15 protein-coding genes and 1 pseudogene are annotated in these 17961 nt (G+C 65.9%); 7 read left to right on the forward strand and 9 right to left on the reverse strand.

Annotation, left to right across the window (positions count from 1 at the left end; genetic code table 11):
• Positions 1-35: 35 nt before the first annotated feature.
• The 3 genes from AB0J16_RS06345 (at position 36) to AB0J16_RS06355 (ending at position 2722) form a co-directional block, all read left to right on the forward strand.
• On the forward strand, positions 36-920 hold the full coding sequence (locus AB0J16_RS06345) for a DMT family transporter (RefSeq protein ID WP_358535272.1): 885 nt from the start codon (positions 36-38) through the stop codon (positions 918-920).
• Between the two features lie 257 nt (positions 921-1177).
• Positions 1178-2200, forward strand: coding sequence for a hypothetical protein (locus AB0J16_RS06350; RefSeq protein WP_358535274.1), 1023 nt, complete (start codon positions 1178-1180; stop codon positions 2198-2200).
• Positions 2201-2323: 123 nt separating this feature from the next.
• Positions 2324-2722 carry an ASCH domain-containing protein gene (locus tag AB0J16_RS06355; protein ID WP_358535276.1) on the forward strand — a complete coding sequence of 133 codons (399 nt, stop codon included), beginning with the start codon at positions 2324-2326 and terminating at the stop codon, positions 2720-2722.
• Here AB0J16_RS06355 and AB0J16_RS06360 read toward each other — a convergent pair.
• The 6 genes from AB0J16_RS06360 to AB0J16_RS06385 all read right to left on the reverse strand — a co-directional run bounded on the left by AB0J16_RS06360 (position 2712) and on the right by AB0J16_RS06385 (position 9219).
• Positions 2712-3188, reverse strand: a complete 477-nt coding sequence (locus tag AB0J16_RS06360) for a GntR family transcriptional regulator (protein WP_358535278.1) — start codon at positions 3186-3188, stop codon at positions 2712-2714. The two genes, AB0J16_RS06355 and AB0J16_RS06360, sit on opposite strands and share 11 nt — an antisense overlap.
• Positions 3189-3228: 40 nt before the next feature.
• Positions 3229-3714: a GntR family transcriptional regulator gene (locus tag AB0J16_RS06365; RefSeq protein ID WP_358535280.1), complete on the reverse strand. Its 486-nt coding sequence runs from the start codon at positions 3712-3714 to the stop codon at positions 3229-3231.
• Positions 3715-4487: 773 nt separating this feature from the next.
• Complete coding sequence (locus tag AB0J16_RS06370; RefSeq protein WP_358535282.1) at positions 4488-4799, reverse strand: hypothetical protein; 312 nt, start codon at positions 4797-4799, stop codon at positions 4488-4490.
• 1219 nt (positions 4800-6018) lie between these two features.
• On the reverse strand, positions 6019-6675 hold the full coding sequence (gene radC, locus AB0J16_RS06375; protein WP_358535284.1) for a DNA repair protein RadC: 657 nt from the start codon (positions 6673-6675) through the stop codon (positions 6019-6021).
• A 271-nt stretch (positions 6676-6946) separates the two neighbouring features.
• Entirely contained in the window at positions 6947-7762 is an 816-nt protein-coding gene (locus AB0J16_RS06380) for an alpha/beta hydrolase (protein WP_358535286.1), read from the reverse strand.
• 740 nt (positions 7763-8502) lie between these two features.
• Positions 8503-9219 (reverse strand): GntR family transcriptional regulator, encoded by a 717-nt coding sequence (locus tag AB0J16_RS06385; RefSeq protein ID WP_225299458.1) that lies wholly within the window; start codon positions 9217-9219, stop codon positions 8503-8505.
• Between the two features lie 576 nt (positions 9220-9795).
• Between AB0J16_RS06385 and dapA the strand changes: the two genes are divergently transcribed.
• A complete protein-coding gene (gene dapA / locus AB0J16_RS06390; RefSeq protein ID WP_358535288.1) occupies positions 9796-10713 on the forward strand; it encodes a 4-hydroxy-tetrahydrodipicolinate synthase in 918 nt (305 codons plus the stop codon).
• 54 nt (positions 10714-10767) lie between these two features.
• Positions 10768-12453, forward strand: coding sequence for a ribonuclease J (locus AB0J16_RS06395; protein ID WP_358535290.1), 1686 nt, complete (start codon positions 10768-10770; stop codon positions 12451-12453).
• 511 nt (positions 12454-12964) lie between these two features.
• Here AB0J16_RS06395 and AB0J16_RS06400 read toward each other — a convergent pair.
• The 3 genes and pseudogenes from AB0J16_RS06400 to AB0J16_RS06410 all read right to left on the reverse strand — a co-directional run.
• The gene (locus AB0J16_RS06400; RefSeq protein WP_358535292.1) at positions 12965-13741 is read right to left on the reverse strand and encodes an ABC transporter permease subunit; all 777 of its coding nucleotides are present in this window, start codon (positions 13739-13741) and stop codon (positions 12965-12967) included.
• Entirely contained in the window at positions 13738-14502 is a 765-nt protein-coding gene (locus tag AB0J16_RS06405) for an ABC transporter permease subunit (RefSeq protein ID WP_358535294.1), read from the reverse strand. Before AB0J16_RS06405 ends, AB0J16_RS06400 begins: the two co-directional genes overlap by 4 nt.
• Before the next feature lie 77 nt (positions 14503-14579).
• Positions 14580-15218: pseudogene (locus AB0J16_RS06410) on the reverse strand (ATP-binding cassette domain-containing protein); the annotation flags it as partial.
• 112 nt (positions 15219-15330) lie between these two features.
• Here AB0J16_RS06410 and AB0J16_RS06415 point away from each other — a divergent pair.
• Positions 15331-17034 carry a histidine kinase gene (locus AB0J16_RS06415; protein WP_358535296.1) on the forward strand — a complete coding sequence of 568 codons (1704 nt, stop codon included), beginning with the start codon at positions 15331-15333 and terminating at the stop codon, positions 17032-17034.
• A complete protein-coding gene (locus AB0J16_RS06420; RefSeq protein ID WP_358535298.1) occupies positions 17031-17672 on the forward strand; it encodes a response regulator transcription factor in 642 nt (213 codons plus the stop codon). The genes AB0J16_RS06415 and AB0J16_RS06420 overlap by 4 nt, the downstream gene beginning before the upstream one ends.
• The last annotated feature ends 289 nt before the right edge of the window (positions 17673-17961 follow it).

Here is a 17961-nt window from a genome sequence, read left to right on the forward strand (position 1 = left end):
ATAAGAATAGCGCTATCGTCGGCGACAGAGTAGCGGTGGTCGCTTCCCCTGAGTCTCCACGAGGCCAGGGCACCCTCCTCGCCTTCCTCGGCGTACTCGCCTTCTCCGGCTCCTTTCCCGCCACCGCCTACGCGATGCGCGGCTTCGACCCGTGGCTGGTCGCCATCGGCCGCGCCGTGATCGCCGGCGTCATAGCGCTCATCTGCCTCAAAGCCGCCCGTCTTCCCCTGCTCCCGCCCCGCCACCAGTGGCGCTCCTACGGGGCGATCTCGCTCGGTGTGGTCTTCGGGTTCCCCGTCTTCAGTGGCCTGGCGCTGGACCTCGGTGCCACCACCGCCCACTCCGCCGTGGTCATCGGCCTGCTCCCGGCCGCCACCGCCGTCTGCGCGGTCGTGCGCGCCGGCGAGCGCCCGCGCCCCCTGTTCTGGCTGGCCTGTGCGGCAGGCGCCATCGCCATCACCGCCTTCACCCTCACCCGTGGGCAGGGCACGGCCGCCTGGCCCGACGTCCTCCTGCTCGGCGCCCTGGTCTCGGCGGCCGTCGGCTACACCGAAGGCGCTCGGCTCTCCCGCGAGACGCCCGGCTGGCAGGTCATCTCCTACGCCCTCGTCCTCTCCCTGCCGCTCACGGTCCCGGTGACGGCCGTACTCGCCTTCACCACCCCGGTCCACCCGTCGCCCCAGGCGCTCGCCGGGTTCGCGTATGTGGGGGTGATCTCGATGTTTCTCGGGTTCGTCCCTTGGTACGCCGGTCTGGCCAGGGGCGGCATCGCCAGGGCGGGGCAGACGCAGCTCACGCAGCCGCTGTTGACGCTCACCTGGGCTTGGGTGCTGCTGGGGGAGAGGTACGGTCCGGCGACTGTGGCGGCCGCGGTGGCCGTACTCGTGTGTGTGGCTGTCACTCAACGCACGCGTACTTGAGGGCGGTGTTGTCACGCAATGCACGCGTACTTGAGGGCGGTGCTCTGTGTCTGGCCGTCGCCATGACGCGCCAATCGTTGACGGCGGGTGACGGGCGTATGGTCGAGCGCGCGGGCACCGTCGGCGCGATGCGCCCACCTTCGGGGCAGGAGGCGGGAGGCTTGAAAGACATGACGTCGCCCCGCAGGACAGGAGGCGGGAGGCGTACTTGAAAGACGTGACGCCGCCCCGCAGGATAGGAGGCGGAGGTGTCACACATGGCAGACCTCACCATTCCCGAAGGCGGCTTCTGGCCGGCCCCGGAGATCCCGCAGCCGAACATCTACCCGATGGAGTGGCGGGTCGAGACGGCCAAGCTCGCGGCGATCTACGAGAAATCCAAACGGACGGTCTGGAACCCGGCCGACCTGCCCTGGGACGGGCTGAACCCGGACGACTTCACCCGTGAGCAGCGTCTCGGGATCATGTACTGGTTCGCCGTGCTGGCCAACTTCGACGCCTCGGGGCCGGCGGTGTTCGCCCGCGCCACCATTCAGGCGTTCGAGAAGCACGAGGAGGATCCGGTCCGGAAGTGCTTCTTCTCGATCACCCGCGACGAGATGAACCACGAGGAGTGCTGCCAGCGGACCATCGCCAAGCTCTGGCCCGGCGGCCCCCTCGACTGGACCCCGTCCGACGACCTGGAGAAGGCCGCCCACAACAACATCGGCTGGCTCTATCACAACGGTGGCCGCTACTGGACCGGCTACAACGTGGCCGTGGGCAAGTACACGCTGCCCGTGCTCTTCACCAGCTTCATGATGGGCGAGATGGCCGCCTCGACCCTGTTCAGGGGCATGGCCTCGGGCACGGAGCATCCCGTCTTCGGCGAGATGTTCCAGCGCATCGGCCGCGACGAGTCCCGACATCTCCAGATTTGCATGGTCATTCTGGAGAACGAGTGGCCCGGCCTGACCGACGAGACCCGCTCCCTCATCACCCGCCAACTCCGAGCCGGTTTCGTCTTCCTGTCCATGATCCTCTGGGAGCCGCCGGAGGGCTTCTGGGAGCTGCCGCCGTACTTCCTGGCCAATCACCGCGTCCTGATGGACCATGCCAGGCAGGCCGGGCTGGGCGTTCTCTCCTTTGAGGAGCAGGCGGAGAACTGGCGGCTCGCCATGGCCCGCATCCGCGCCATCGTCGAACGCTGGGGCATCGCCTTCCCCGCCATCCCCGAACTCGACCTGGAGGGCGTACAGGTCGACTTCATCGATCCCGAGGAGATCATCCCGGTCTTCTGAGAAGACGCCGCCACCGCAGCTGACGTCGACCGGATCATCCCGGCTTTTGAGGAGACGGCGCTACCGCAGCCGACGTCGGCCGGATCATCGGCGCGGGTTGCGGCGACCGTTACGATCCGTTGCATGTGGGGACGCATCGATGGGTTCCGTGTGGTCGAACTCGGCATGCCTGGCGAGCAACGCACCTGGCTGACCGATCTGGTCCTGTCCGGTGCCAAGACGGCCACGGCGGGCCTGCTGGAACTCGACTACGAGGCCGAGGACGAGCCACTGGAACACGTCGGCGAGCGCCTGGTGCTCGTGGACGACGAGGGCTCACGGGCGGCTCTGCTTGAGGTGGTGGGGGTGGAGCAGGTGCCGTTCGGGGCGGTGAGCTGGGAGTTCGCGCAGGCGGAGGGGGAGGGATTTCGCTCTGTCGAGCACTGGCGTGAGGTTCACGGACGGTACTGGGCCGGCCTCGGGCGCGAGGTGACCGACTCGTCGACGGTCGTCTGCCTGACCTTCCGCCTTCTTACCCCTTAGGCCAGAGCTCTTCTGGTGCGACGTAGCTCCCGCGTTGAGGGACCGTGTAGATCCACCCTTGCGCGCGCAGCAATGCCATGGCTCGCCGGACAGTCTCGCGTGCTACATCATGCTGCTGCAGTAGAGCCGTCTCCCCGGGGATCGGCCGTCTCGGGCGTAGCTCTCCGGCCATGATGCGCTGCGCAAGCTCAGCAGCTATGTGCTGATATAGCGGGATTTTGTGGGACACGCGAGGTGCCTCGTTGAGCGCGCCGACGAACGTTCCCTCGCCTTGAACGGTATGAATGAGTCCCTCGTCGCGAAGTACCCGGATCGCCCTGCGCGCGGTGGTGCGGGCCACGCCGAATTCGCGCTGAATTTCCGCCTCGCTTGCCACGGGGTCGCCAGGCGAAAGCGTGGCGACGCGCGAGCGGATGATCTCGCTGATCTGCTGATAAGGGTGAGTGTCACCCTCACGGTCGAGCATGTTGCCAAGGGTATACATCGCCTGGACAATAGGTGGCGAGTTATTGACCCTCGATCGGCCATTCCTTCGGATCAGAAACGAAAGTGCCGCGATAAGGAACGGTGAAAACCCAGCCCTGCTCCCTGAGGTGCGCCACAGCCTGGCGTGCCGTTACCTTGGCCACGCTGTACTGCTGCATCATGGCCTTCTCGCCGGGAATCGCTTTGTTGGGCGCTATTTCGCCCTGCCGGATCCGTTCGGCGATCTCTTCGGCGATTTTTTGATAAATCGGTATGGTTCGGGACGCGCGTGGGGTGCCAGGCGGCCCAACAAATGTGCCTTCGCCTTGAATTGTGTACGCCATGCCCTGCTCGCGGAGCTCGCGCGCCACGCGCCTGGCCGTGGTCCTCGCTATCGCGTAGTCCTTCTCGAGCTTGGCCTCGCTCGGTACGGGGTCGCCCGCCGCGAGCTCGCCACGCTCGATCTGATCGCAGATAAGGTCCGCGACCTGCTTGTAGATGGGGACGGGCCCGTCGCGATCTAGCACCCTCGGATTATAGACGAAACCATACATGCATCCTCAAAATGGACACGCTCATTGAGTATGTGGATACGTGCTAGACCAATGGATACGGCTGAGTTATAGTGGCCCCATGGCGTGGGAAGAAGGTGACCTCCACGGCCGCCATGTGGCAGCGGCCAGTCGCATGTCGGTGTCTATCGAGTGGGGGCCTGAAGGGTTCCGCACTCAACGGACGCGCGTGCGGGATCACACCTGCAACTGCCGGTCGGTGTTCTATGAGCTGTGTCAGGCGGGCGGTCAGCGTTACATCCGCAGGACGACGAGAAAGGGTGGGCGAGTGGTGGTGGAGGAGAGCGTCCGAAGGAACGCCTCGCAAATGGACGCTCTGTGGTCCCTGCTGCTGCAGGGAGATGCTCGATGATCGCGAGACGCCGTCGGGGCATCCTCGGTCGTCCTGCCGCCCGGCTGCGTGGCATCCGTGATCGGGTGCGCTCAGCCTGTCCGTTCTCCCGGCAGACGTCATCCCAGGAACTCCGCGTCCTGCCGGGGCCCCACCCGTTCGCGCAGGTCCCCTTTCCGCGCCTGGGGCCTGCGACGACCTTCTGGTGGACCATTCCGCTGGAGTTGCGGAAGGCGGTGTGTTCGAGGGGCCGCTCGCGGAACGCCGCGGTTTCGGCGTACAGGCCGGCGCAGATCCGCCAGACCTTGCATGCGGGGACCTTGCATGTGCAGATACCGCTGTCCGCACTCAGATCGCCGGCGGCGCTGGTCGGTAGTCGCTTGCGATGCCCGTAGCGCTACGGACCGCACCTTGCTGTGCGCAGACGAGCGTGGCCGACTGCCACGGTCGCCCCCGCCTCGATCGGCTCCCGCGGCATTCGCGCCAGCCCTCGGCGGACCATCTTCACGCTGTCGTAGGTCTCGCGTGGGTCGGCGAAGATCTCGGTGGCCAGAGCGGTCAGCAGCCTCCGGCGTTGCGCGGTGGCCGAGGCCGGCCGATCGCGCCATTCGTGGTAGCCCGAGCGGGACACGCTCGGCCAGGCGCACATGCGGGCGATCGGGTGATGGGCCTTCTCCGCGTCGATCAGCTCGTACCCGGCGAGCGTCATCGACTGTCCGCCGTGAAGAAGGCGGCTGCTTTTTCAAGAATGTCAGCTTCTGCGCAGTTCGGTGTTCTCCCGCTCCAGCTCCCGGATTCTGGCCCGGTCCGGCCCGGAGACAGGCTGCTGCTCGTCCTGGGCGCGCGATCCGATGCCGGTTCACCCAGCTGCCCAGGGTGCTGGCGTTGATCCCGAACTCGCGCGCCACACTCGGCGGGGTCGCGCTGGCCCCGCATCCCGCGTCTGATACGGGGCCAGCGACGAGGCAGCCGCCCTCTACAGTCGAGCGGCTGCGATTTCAGAGAGTCTTTGTGCACTACGGGTTCCCTGATCGCCGGTGATCGCAGTTCGCCGACGCTCCGAGAACCCGCGTGGGGGATGCTGAGCCTTTCCCACACGCCCGCTACTGGGTAGACCGCGCAGGGAGTCCGACCGTCCACGGTGTTACTGCGCTGGCGCGCGTAGTGGACGGACCCAGTAGCGGGTAGACGTGGTCCCATGCCCTCCGGGAGGCACGGGACCACGCTGGTGCGAGCGGTTGGCCGACTCACGTCAAGTCGACCTGCTCGCAGAGGTAGCGTCTCACGCTCTGCTGAGGGAAGCCTTGCCTTCAGAGCTATCAACGCAAACATGCCTTTCGCTGGGCTTGCGGTGGATCAGCACCCTAAGGGGTGCTCAGAACGCCGCATAAGGGCTCGGCGAGACGCGAGAGCGCGTCGAGCGAATGCGCAGCCACGGCGGCCGCCGGAGATGACGTCCCGCAGAGCGGCGTAGTTTCTCGGCCACTCGGCCCTGTTAATCCCTCGTAGGAGCCATACAGCGAGTTCGTGGATCCATTACTCAGTGGGACACCACGCGGCCGGACGATCCTGATAACAGCGAGAGAGACAGTGAAGCCTTCAGGGGTGACGGGGCCGGCCTCGATGATCTGGTGCTTGGGGAAAGGCCGAGAGCGGTCGGGGTTCGGCGGGCTGGAGCGCGCCTGGGGTTCGGCGGTCGATGACGTTCCGCAGAGCGATGTAGTTTCTCACCTGCTCAGCCCTGTTCGCCCACGTAGGAAACGCACAGCGAGATCGTCGATCCGCCATGGGACACCACCCAGGTTGCGTCGCCCGGGGGGTCGGGGTCACGTCGAGATCCGGTAGTACGGGTTCGGTGGTCGGCTCGGGGCCAGTGCCTCTCAAGGTGGACGGAGAGTGGCCCGGTCCCGGACCACCCTCCGCAGCGGTCAGAAGGGCACCCGACGCCATGCCGTTTCCGTGATGATCAGATGATCGAGGAATTGCAGCCCGACCGTCTTAGCAGCCGCGGCGAGACGCGCTGTAGCCAGCAGGTCCGCCTCGCTCGGATCGAGAGAGCCGCTCGGATGGTTGTGCGCGACCCCGAACGCCGCCCCACCAGCCGTGAGCACCGCAGTGATGATGTCCCGAACCGGCACTGTGGTGTGGTCGGAGCCACCCTCGGTCAACACCACCCGCCGCAACACGGCCCCCCGAACGTCGCATGCCAGCACGACCAGCCGCTCCCGGGAGTGGCCGCGGAGCAACGGAGCGACGACCGTCGCCAGGTCGGAAGTGCTGCTGATCTTGGTCCGCTCAGGATCTGTCTGCGCTCGCCGTACGAGATGGAAAGCCGCCGCCACCCGCGCCGCCTTGGCGGGCCCGACGCCAGGCACGGCGAGCAGGCGGTGCGGCTCGGATCGGGCCAGCCCGTCGAGATCGCCACAGTGCGCGATCACCTGGGCTGCCAGATCCATCGCGCTCGCCCCTCGAAAACCGGAACCGAGGAGCACGGCCAGCAGCTCCCGGTCGGCCAGGGCCGTGGCCCCGCTCGCCATCAGCCGCTCGCGTGGCCGCTCACGCAAGGGCAGGTCTTTGACTCGCATCCGCAACCTCCAGAACGGTTGTATCAACGAGCACTGACAACCTTGGCCTGGCCAGGAGGGATCGCCTGGAATGTCGCGGGGTACGTCTTTTGAGCTTCGATCGGGCTGACTTTGCGGTCTCGGCTGGAGCGTCTCGGGAGTTGACTTTCGGATGTGATTCGATCAGTCCGTGAGGGTGATCGCGACCGCGTACGCCAACCCCCTCACAAGCCAGGTAGTGACCTTGTACGCCGGCCCTTTCACAATCCAGATCGCGCCCGCGTGCGGAGCCTCAGCAAACGGTGAGCCAGGCGCGGATTTCGTCCATGAGTGGGACGGGCGCGTCATGGTGGACCAGGTGACCGGCGGCGTCGATCAGCGAAAGCTCGGCCGTGGGGATCAGGCTGTGCAGTCGTCGGGCGATATCGGTGGGGATCCACGCGTCGCTGTTGCCCCACAGGATCCGCACGGGGATGCTGATGCGGCCCAGTTGTTCCTCGTTCTCTTCGAGGAAGCGTTCGTCATAGTGGGCGATCTGCCGGTAGAAGGCGGGCTGGCCTTCCTCTCCCGTCCACGGCTGCACCAGGGCGTCGAGGTCGTCGTCGCGCAGGCCGCGGTGGCTCGCGCCCTGAATGTAGGTACGGACGATGGCGGTATGGATGTAGGCCGGTAGCTGCGGCAGGACGTCAGGATGATCTTGTACGAACTTGAAGAAAGGCGAGCCGCTGGGCGGGATGGCCACGACGTCGACGAGCATGAGGGAGGCGTAATCGACGCCAAGGATCAGGTGCGTGCGCAGGGATACGGCGCCGCCGAAGTCGTGGGCGATCACATGTGGCCGGTCCAACCCCCAGTGCGTGAGCAGCGCCGCGAACGCATCGGCCTGCGCGCCGAAATCCACGGGATGATCGGCGTGCTTGGAGGACCGGCCATATCCGGGCATGTCCCACAAGTAGACGGTGAAGTCGCGGCTCAAGGCCTCCGCGAACGGCTGCCACAACACTGATGAGAACGGCGTGCCATGACAGAACACCACAGCCGGACCAGCGCCCGCGCGTCCCCAGGCGATCTGCCTCCCATGCCACTCGAATCGCTCCGTAAGCTCCATGCTCACTCATGGTAGTAAGCCGTCCTCAGTGGGCCGGTGCATCACATCGAAAGTCAACCCCGAGAGACTTCCAGGTGAGACCGCTTAGCTTGATGTTGTTTCGGCCGGGCTGAAGCCCATGTGGCGGCGCTGGACAAAGGCGCTCGCCGGTTCGGATGGTGCTCCGTGAGTGGTTGAGCCTCGATCTAGTAGCAGGCCGCTGACCTGGCCGTATAGGGCCGAGTGGGGGGAGGAGGAACGCCGCTTGCCAGGCCGTGTGCGGCCGATCGGACGAGGAGGAACGCCGTCCGGGATGACGTTCCAGCGCGTGGGCGTGCCAGCGTGTGGACGTCCCAGCGAGTGGACGTTCCAGCGCGTCGTGGAATTGCGTCCCTGGGTGGAAGATCTATGGCGTCGTCCAGATCGCGTTCCGTTGGTCTCGATGATCGCCTTATGGGGTTCATCGCCTACTCCGGGGATCACCAACGTCTCACGGACGCACGACCGGTGGGGCGCCATCGGATTGCCGGTGCTGGAGCTGATCATCGTTCGATGCCCTCGCTGCTCGCGAAGGTCGCCGGAATTCCACCGCTTTGGTGGCGCGATCAGCCGCGCCGCGCGCCAGGAGTGGACCCGGTGGTGAGTCGTCGACGCTGTGCGGACGGGTCGGCCGTTGCCGCCACGAAGGCTAAGCCCCGGTGGTCATCCGGCTGAGCTCCAGGCCGAAGAGGCGGGTATCGGCCCGGAGCTCTCAGATTCGGTCAAACAGGCATGCTGTACATGATCCGGAAGCGGTCTCCCGGAATAACGATGTCGCTGGTCTCCACTGGGCGGTCGCCTGCCCAATGGGTGCGTTCCACGTGCAGGACGTGGATGCCCGCCGGCAGATCGAGGGCGTCGCTCTCCGCGGGGCGGGGCACGCGGGTGTGCACGCTTTCGACGATCTCCGTGATCTTTATCCCGTGCGCGTACACTCTGGCGACCAAGCTGCGCCGTTCCTCCTCCGTGTGGGCGGCGAACTCCAGTGGCTCGTACGAGGTGGCGAGCTGGAGCGGCCGGCCATCGCCGCGGAAGACGTAGTGCGTCCTCGTCAGGGTGGTCGATTCGTCGAGCCGCAGCCGTCTGGCGATGTCGGGTCCGGCTTCGGCGGGCTCGCTGTGCCAGTCCCAGGTCACGCGCCGGCCCTGGGACTGCAGGTCGGCGGCGAACGGGGCGGGATGATCAAGGAAGCGCCATCGGTGCAATGGGGAAAGGTCTGGGCGTTCTCTGACGTAATGACCCGATCCCACGCGGCCGATGATGAGACCTTCGCTCGCCAGCACGCGCAGGGCGTGGCGGGCTGCGGTCTCGCCGACCTGGTACTTGCGGGTCAGTTGCGCCCGTGAGGGAATGGGTGCACCGGGGGGAAGGGTGCCGTCGGTGATCTGTCGCCGAATGTCTTCGACGACACGCAGGTAGACCGGATCTGAGGTGGCCACTAGTCCATCCCTGGGGGTTCGTGTGAGGCGTTGCCCTATGTTGCCGTATTCGACAGGTAACCGACCGTCATCGAGGTCACTTGGAGCCCCAACTTTGCGGCGGCAGAAAATTATCAAAGAAACCCTGTAACGCCGATGTAAGAGTGGCCGATTCTTCGGTAGAGGTCGTCGATGTGTGTACCCCCGAGCACATATCGGCGGCCTCTTCCCATGCGCGGCGCGAAGTCCCTCGCGGGGACGGTGCTCCTCGTCGGTGGTGGTTCGCCAGATATGTACGACATGTCGGTGAACGTCAGGCGTCTGTGCACGGCATGTCAAGCTGCGGTCATAGGGCCAGCGCGTTACTTCGGATGGAATCCAGTGATCACTGCGAGCGGTGAGCGGATGATCCGGTGCCGGAGCCGCGGCCCGGCTCGAAGGGGCGTCCGGTGGCCGGGAGCGGCACGCTAGGACGTGTCGAGTGCCGCCGGACACGCCCTGAGATGCCGGGGAACGGCATGACAATACGCGGCCCCAGGCAGGCAAAGCGGGGTGGCGGCGTCCACCGCTTTTGCGAATCCAGGTAGCGTTCGCACTATGGCTTCGCCAACTGGAACCACCGACGCGCCCTTCGGCCGTATGTTGACCGCCATGGTCACGCCGTTCACACCTGACGGTGCGGTCGATTACGACGCCGTGCGGCGCCTGGCCACCTATCTGGTGGATGAGCAGCGCAACGACGGCCTGATCGTCAGCGGGACGACCGGCGAGTCGCCCACCACCTCCGACGAGGAGAAGGAGCGCATTCTGCGCACCGTTCTCGAGACGGTGGGTGATCGGGCAACGGTGGTGGCCGGGGCGGGCACCAATGACACCCACCACAGCATCTCGCTCGCGAAGACCGCGGCCCGCGCGGGTGCTCACGGGTTGCTCGTAGTGACGCCGTACTACAGCAAGCCCCCACAAGAGGGCCTGTATCAGCACTTTGCCGCTGTGGCCGACGCAACCAGCCTTCCGGTGATGCTCTATGACATCCCCGGGCGGAGCGGCGTGCCCATCAAGATCGAAACCCTGATCCGGCTCGCACAGCACGAACGCATCGTGGCCGTGAAGGACGCCAAGGGCGATCTGTTCCTCGGCAGCCAGATCATGGCGATGACCGATCTCGCCTTCTATTCGGGCGATGATCTGCTCAACCTGCCCTGGCTCTCGGTTGGCGCGGCCGGGTTCGTCAGCGTTGTCGGCCACGTGGTCGGCGCCGACCTGGCTCGCATGATCGACTTGTACAGGAACGGCGACGTCGTTCAAGCACTTGCGGTGCACCGCCAACTGGCGCCCGTGGTTGAAGGGATCATGATGAGCGCTGGCGGCGCGATCATGGCCAAGGCGGCACTGGGCATGGTAGGAGTGCCGGTCGGACCAGTGCGGCTGCCGTTGGTGGCCGCGACAGAGAAGCAGATCGCCGAGCTGCGTGCTTGCCTGGTAGCCGGCGGGGTGAAGTTGACAGACGCATAGGAACGGGGAGGAACCGGGAGTTTTGAGAACACGATTTGACCATGGGGGCCGGCTATGAGCCATCCACATCCGGAGCTTGGCCCCCCGCCGGCGCTGCCGGAGGGCGGCCTGCGCATTGTCGCGCTGGGCGGGCTGGGTGAAATCGGCAGGAACATGGCCGTCTTCGAATACGACGGCCGATTGCTGATCGTCGACTGCGGGGTGCTTTTCCCCGAGCCGGACCAGCCGGGCATCGACCTGATCCTGCCTGACTTCGAATACATCAGGGACCGGCTCGACGATGTCGAGGCCGTGGTCCTGACCCACGCGCACGAAGACCACATCGGGGCCGTGCCGTATCTGCTTCGCGAGCGGCGCAACATCCCGCTCATCGGATCCAAGCTGACCCTGGCCTTCATCGAGGCCAAGCTCACCGAGCATCGGATCCAGCCGACCAAGATCGAGGTGGTCGAGGGCGAACGGCACAGGTTCGGGCCGTTCGACTGCGAGTTCTTGGCGGTCAACCACTCGATCCCGGACGCGCTGGCGGTGGCCATCAGGACACCCGCCGGCATCGTGCTGCATACCGGCGACTTCCGCATGGACCAGTTGCCGAGCGACGGCCGCCTCACCGACCTCGGTGGGTTCGCCCGTCTTGGTACCGAGGGCGTCGACCTGCTGATGTCCGACTCGACCAACGCTGAAGTGCCCGGGTTCGTCACCAGCGAACGGGAGATTGGCCCGGTCATCGACGAGGTGATCCGTACCTCGGAGCAGCGGGTCATCGTGGCCAGCTTCGCGTCGCACGTACACCGCATCCAGCAGGTCATGGATGCGGCGTCCAGGCACAATCGCAAGGTCGCCATGGTCGGGCGCTCGATGCTGCGCAACATGGGCGTGGCCCGCGATCTCGGTTATCTCAAGGTGCCGCCGGGGCTGATCGTCGACTCGCGCGACATCGAGGAATGGCCGCCGGAAGACGTGGTGCTCGTCTGCACGGGTTCGCAGGGCGAGCCGATGGCGGCGCTGTCGAGGATGGCCAACCGGGATCACCCGATTCGCATCGCCGAGGGTGACACCGTCTTGCTGGCGTCGTCGCTGGTGCCGGGCAACGAGACCGCCGTCAACAAGGTGATCAACGGCCTCACCCGCTGGGGCGCCCGAGTCGTGCACAAGGGCAACGCCAAGGTGCATGTCTCCGGACATGCGGCCGCCGGCGAGCTGCTCTACGTGCTGAACCTGACCCGCCCGTCGAACTTCATGCCCGTCCACGGCGAATGGCGGCACCTGCGCGCGCACGCCAAGCTCGCCGCGCTCACCGGCGTGCCCGACGATCACATCGTGATCGCGGAGGACGGCGTCGTGGTCGACCTGGTCGACGGCAGAGCCAAGATCGTCGGTGCGGTCCATGCCGGGTACGTCTACGTCGATGGCTCATCCGTCGGCGAGATTACCGACACCTCCTTGAAGGACCGCAGGATCCTCGGCGACGAGGGCTTCATCTCTGTCGTCGTCGTGGTCGACTCCAGCACCGGCAAACTCACCGGAGGGCCGGAGATCCACGCGCGTGGCTCCGGCATCGACCCGGCGCAGTTCGAGCAGTTCATTCCGCAGATCGAGAAGGCGCTCGAGGAGAAGGCCGCCGACGGAGTCGTCGACATGCAGGAGATCCGCCGGGTGGTCCGCCGCACGGTCGGGCGCTGGGTGAGCGACACCTATCGCCGCCGTCCGATGATCATCCCCGTGGTGCTCGAGGTCTGACCTCCGTATGGGTACGGCAGGCATGCGCGCCTGCCGTACCTCTGGGAGCCGCATCGGAGCCTCTGGTTGTCGCTGACTCTGCGGCCCCGCCGACATCCGGGCCCCGAATCCCGGTTGCACCGACTCTCAGCGGTCCAGTGGACTCTGCCGGTACTTGGTGCCTCGGACATCCGGCGGTCCTGTGGACTCTGCCGATTCTCAGTGCCCGGACACTCGGCGATCCAGCTGACTTCCGCCGACTGCTGGGGGCTCCCGGTGACACCCGTGTCCTCGCCGACATTCCTCGGCGCCATCAAGACGGTTCGTCCTGCCGATGCTCCGCGCCCTTTGCACACTGAGGTGGTGTCTCGCCCAGTGGTGAATCACGGTCTCCTTTGCACACTGAGGTGGTGTCCCGCTCAGCGGTGGATCAACGATCTCCTTGTGCGTTTCCTGCGCGGGCGAACAGGTTGAGTGGGTGAGAAACTACACCGCTCTGGTGGGCCTCATCCATGCTGAGTGTGTCGGCGGCTTAGGCATCCTTCCGGCGCATGAGCCATGTACCGACGAGCAATGGCAGCACAGCGTAGGCGATCAGCACCATGGCCGCGGCAACAGGAGAAAGCAGCGAGCCGTACACCGAGTGCGTGAGATCGTCGCCGGCAATCTCGCGCGGGAGCGCTCCGATCATCACCGAGCCGAGGCGTTCGCTCCAGGGCTCGGGCAGGTTGCCCACGACTATTGGGATCACGTACACGAGGCCCACGAGGATCGTGATCGCTCCCGCCGTGGAGCGTAAGGTGGCGCCCAGTCCCAGCCCGAGCAGCGCGAATACCGCCACCGTAAGGCTCGACGTAATAAGCGTCGGCAGTCTGTCGAGGAAGGGGATCGTGTAGGAGCCGCCGAAGCGGTCGCCAATCATCCAACGGGCAGCGACGTATGTCCCGAACACCACCATCGGGCCGGTGACCAGACCGAGTAGACCGACAATCGCCGACTTTCCCGCGAGGACCGGCCAGCGTCTCGGCACAATAGCGAGACTTGTTTTGATCAGTCCTGTTGCGTATTCGGACGTGATCGTGAGGACGCCGAGGACGCCCATGCAGAGCTGTGGCACCATCAGCACCACTTCCTCCAGATCCGCGATGGCGGCATGAGCCTGCTGCGCCGGGGTGGCGTTGTCGTACGTCCCGACCGCCGCCCAGGCGACCGCTACGCCCAGCAGAATGCCGCCCAAACTCAGCCCCAGCATCAGATAGCTGGAGCGAACGGTGCGGACCTTCAGCCACTCCGATGCCAGCACACTCACGCGTCTCTCCTTTTGAACAGATAGAACCCCGCCGCGAGTGCGACGATCGCGTAGGCGGCGAGCACCACGAGCGCGGCCCAGGGAGGTAGGAAACCGTCGCCCAGCCGCCTGGAAAGCCGCTGGTCGGCGATCTGAGGCACGAGGTTGGGCAACATGAGGGCGGCCACGCGGGTGTTCCACGGGGCTGGCAGGTAATTGGCGATGCCGGGCAGGACGAACAGTAGCGACACGACCGAAACGATCGCCGCCGCCGTGGATCGAGTGGCTACGCCCAAGCCGAGGCCCACCAATGCGAGCACGGTCACCGACAGCCCAGAGGCGAGCAGCATCGGCAGGTCGCTGGCCAGAGAGGACTCGTTGAACTGCAAGTGGCGCTCGCCCGCTATGAGGCGGCTCGTCACGTACGTGAGGATAATGATCGAGTTGGCGGCGACGAAGGTGACGGCGGCGACCACCCCCGCCTTGGCCAGCAGTAAGGTCCCTCTCTTGGGAACGACTGTGAGACTTGTGCGGATCATGCCGCTGGTCTGCTCCGCAGTGATGGCCAGCACGCCGAGGACAGCCAGGCTGATTTGGATCAGTGGCAGGAAGCCCTGTTCGGGGGCCGCCGCTCGCAGTGATCCGCGTTCATCCGCCAGGCCGCTGACGTAGAAAGACCAGATCATGCCGAGGACCACCGTGAGCGCAGCCACTCCGAGTGCGTGATAGGTCGAGGTGACCGAGCGCAGCTTCAGCCATTCGGAAGACAGGATCGTTCTCATCGTGCGGCTCCGTATTCCACGCTGCTCGCCGTCAGAGCAAGGTAGGCGTCTTCGAGCGACGGGTAGCGCTCAGTGAGCTCCGCCACGGTGGCTTCCATGATCAGCTTGCCTCGGCCAAGGATGATGATGCGCTCGGCCGTCAGCGCCATCTCGCTCATCAGGTGGCTGGAGAGCAGGATGGTCCTGCCTTCCTTGGCCAAGGAGCGCATTAAGTCGCGAATCCAGCGCACCCCGTCGGGATCGAGTCCATTGACCGGTTCGTCGAACATCAGCGTGCCCGGGTCGCCGAGCAGGGCGGCCGCGATGCCGAGGCGCTGTTTCATGCCGAGTGAGAAGCCGCCCACCCGCTTGCGTGCCACCCCGGCCAGGCCCACCTGTTCGAGAACCTCGGCGACTCGCTTCGGACTGATGTCATTGGTGCGCGCCAGGCACAAGAGATGGTCGTAGGCCCTGCGCCCGCCGTGCACGGCGCTCGCGTCCAGTAGCGCGCCCACCTCACGCATGGGCCTGCTCAGCGAGGTGTATCGTTGCCCGTTGACGAGTGCCTGGCCCGAGGTGGCGGAGTCGAGACCGAGGATCAGGCGCATCGTGGTGGATTTGCCGGCACCGTTGGGGCCCAGGAATCCGGTCACGTGGCCGGGCTCTATGTTGAAGGACAGATTGTCGACGGCGAGCGTGTCGCCGTAGCGTTTGGTCAGGCGGTTGAGTTCGATCACGCGGTAAAGAATGAGGTACGGCGGGCGCTCGCCGCATCGGACCACGGTCCGAACCTCAAGGTCAGACCTCAGTCTGACGTGCAGGCCCACCCTCAACCACTACGGTCAACGCGTGAACGAATCCCCCTCCCTCTTCACCGCTCGCTTGAGCCGTCGCCAGCTGATCGGGCTGGACTTGCTGGCAGGGTTGGGCTTCTGTCTCATGTTCCTCACGGCGACGACGAGTGGGTGGGCGCTGCCGCCGTGGGCGAGGCTGGCTCTTATCCTGGGGCTGGGTTTGCCGCTGGCGATGCGCAGAGTGTGGCCCTTGCCCGTCTTCTGCTTCGTGCTGACAGTCTCCATCGTGGTTGCCGCGGTGTTAGGGGTCTCATCCGCTTATATCTCGCCGGCCTACGCGCTCTATGTCGTCGCCCTGGCCGATGCCCGGGGGGCGTGGGTTCCGACCTCGGCGATCGGTGTGCTCACCCTGGTCACGTTGGTCGGAATGGTGGTCGCCGGCGGTGTGCCGCAGCCGGAGGGCCCCGCGTGGCTGACGAATCTCGATCAGCCGCTCATCGGCATCGCCGCACTTGGCGGCGCGTGGACGGTCGGGCGAGCCGTACGAGAACGAAGACACTATGCGGCGCGCGATGCCGAGCGCCTGGCTGGACAGGCCGTGGCGGAGGAGCGGTTGCGCATCGCCCGTGAGTTGCACGATGTCGTCGCGCACAGCGTGGGATTGATCGCGGTCAAGGCGGGTGTGGCCAATCATGTGATGGCCACCCGACCGGAAGAGGCACACGATGCGCTGCGGGCGATCGAGACCGCCAGCCGGAGCGCGCTCGTCGAGATGCGCCATTTGCTCGGCGTCCTCCGCTCAGATGAGACGCCTGACCGTGGCCCCGCACCGGACCTCAGCGGCCTCCCGCGGCTGGCCGAGCAGGCCAGATTGGCGGGCGTGGAGGTAGAACTGGACCTCCGGTTGGCGACCGGTGGAGGCCGGAACAGTGGAGAAGATGTCGCACCGCATTCGCGGGCTCATCACAAGGACGACAAGGGCAATCGCGCGGCTGGGTCTAGTACCAATCGCGTAGACCGGGACAGTGCGGCTATGGAGGGTGCCGCCGTTGCGACCAGGGACGGCGGGAGAGACCAGGGGTGGGTTGGTGACCGGACTGATACCCGGGGCGGTACCAGCCAGAGGGTCCAGGGTGGGGCTGGTCTGGGCTTCCAGGGTGGGGTCGGTCAAACGGGCCGGGACGGCATCGGCCCGAGGCTCCAGAGCGGGGCTGTTCAGGGCTTCCAGGATGGGACCGGTCAAACGGCCCATGGTGGTACCGACCAGGGGGATCAGGGTGAGACTGGCCAGTGGAGCCAGGACGGGGCCGCTCAACGGGCCCAAGAGGGGACAGGTCAACAGGCCCAGGACAGGGCAGGCCGACGGGTCCACGACAGAGCTGGCCAGGGGGCCCGGGACGAGGGCGAGAGCGGCCTAGGCATGGGCGAAGGAGAAGATGGCTCGCGGCTCGGGGTGGGGCTGCCTGAGGGGGTGGAGTTGTCGGTCTATCGGATCGTCCAGGAGGCACTCACCAATGTGGTGAAGCATGCGGCACCAGCCCGGTGCCGGATTTCGGTGGTGGCCGACGTGATGGAGGTGCGGATCGAGGTGATCGATGACGGTCCTGGCCGTCGCACACTGCCGGTGGAGGGAACGGGACACGGACTGATCGGAATGCGGGAGCGGGTCATGATGTACGACGGGGTGTTCGAGGCGGGACGCCTACCTGGACGAGGGTTTCGGGTGTCGGCCCGGTTGCCTTATGGGGGCACTTCGTGATCCGTGTTCTTGTCGCCGATGACCAGGCGCTGCTCAGGGGGAGCTTCAAGGTGTTGGTCGACTCGGAGCCCGATCTGACGGTTGTGGGGGAGGCCGCGACGGGAGCCGAGGCGGTGGCCGTTGCTCTGGAGGAGCGGCCTGATGTGGTCCTTATGGACGTGCGCATGCCGGAAATGGATGGCATCGAGGCCACCAGGCGGATCGGTGATGTGGCTCGGGTCCTGATCGTGACCATGTTCGACCTCGACGCCTATGTTTACGACGCACTCCGTGCTGGAGCCAGTGGGTTCCTGCTTAAGGACACCCCGCCGGCCGAGCTGGTCGCCGCCATTCGGGTGGTCGCGGCTGGTGAGGCGTTGCTGGCTCCGAGGGTGACGCGCAGGCTGATCGAGGAGTTCGCCCGCACGCCTGCGTCACTACAGATCAAGGGGCTGCATGGCGTTACGGAGCGGGAACGGGAGGTTCTCATCCTGATCGCTCGAGGTCTCTCCAACAACGAGATCGCCGCCCATCTTCACCTCAGCCTCGCCACGGTCAAGACCCACATCGGGCGGCTCCTGGCCAAGCTCGATGCTCGGGACCGGGCACAGCTTGTCATCGTGGCGTACGAGAGTGGGCTCGTTTCACCGGTTCGTTGATCAGACAGTTGGTTCGTTCGTCGGCGGGTTAGGAGTGCGGACAGGGCCGGGGGCGTTGGTTGGCGGGCTAGAGAGTGCAGGTGACATCGGGGTGTTGGGACCTCAATGAGTGGGCGGCGCGGAAGGGTCGATGGGTGCTGGATGTTGTCGGTGGGCTAGGGAGTGCGTGGGGTGAGGCTATTACTGGGTGAGCTGGGGCGGAAGGCCCGGGAGTATTGGTCGGCGGGCTAGGTAGTCCGGGGTGAGGTCGCGGACGAGCGCTGGGATGCGGTGCAGTGAAGGCTGTTGG

The organism is Nonomuraea sp. NPDC049750 (assembly GCF_040659625.1).
GTDB lineage: Bacteria > Actinomycetota > Actinomycetes > Streptosporangiales > Streptosporangiaceae > Nonomuraea.

Excerpts from the sequence above, each read along its gene's own strand:
- AB0J16_RS06350 (WP_358535274.1), top strand. The coding sequence starts at position 1,178 with ATGGCAGACCTCACCATTCCCGAAGGCGGCTTCTGGCCGGCCCCGGAG.
- AB0J16_RS06355 (WP_358535276.1), top strand. The coding sequence starts at position 2,324 with ATGTGGGGACGCATCGATGGGTTCCGTGTGGTCGAACTCGGCATGCCT.
- AB0J16_RS06360 (WP_358535278.1), bottom strand. The coding sequence starts at position 3,188 with ATGCTCGACCGTGAGGGTGACACTCACCCTTATCAGCAGATCAGCGAG.
- AB0J16_RS06370 (WP_358535282.1), bottom strand. The coding sequence starts at position 4,799 with ATGACGCTCGCCGGGTACGAGCTGATCGACGCGGAGAAGGCCCATCAC.
- radC (WP_358535284.1), bottom strand. The coding sequence starts at position 6,675 with ATGCGAGTCAAAGACCTGCCCTTGCGTGAGCGGCCACGCGAGCGGCTG.
- AB0J16_RS06380 (WP_358535286.1), bottom strand. The coding sequence starts at position 7,762 with ATGGAGCTTACGGAGCGATTCGAGTGGCATGGGAGGCAGATCGCCTGG.
- dapA (WP_358535288.1), top strand. The coding sequence starts at position 9,796 with ATGGCTTCGCCAACTGGAACCACCGACGCGCCCTTCGGCCGTATGTTG.
- AB0J16_RS06395 (WP_358535290.1), top strand. The coding sequence starts at position 10,768 with ATGAGCCATCCACATCCGGAGCTTGGCCCCCCGCCGGCGCTGCCGGAG.
- AB0J16_RS06405 (WP_358535294.1), bottom strand. The coding sequence starts at position 14,502 with ATGAGAACGATCCTGTCTTCCGAATGGCTGAAGCTGCGCTCGGTCACC.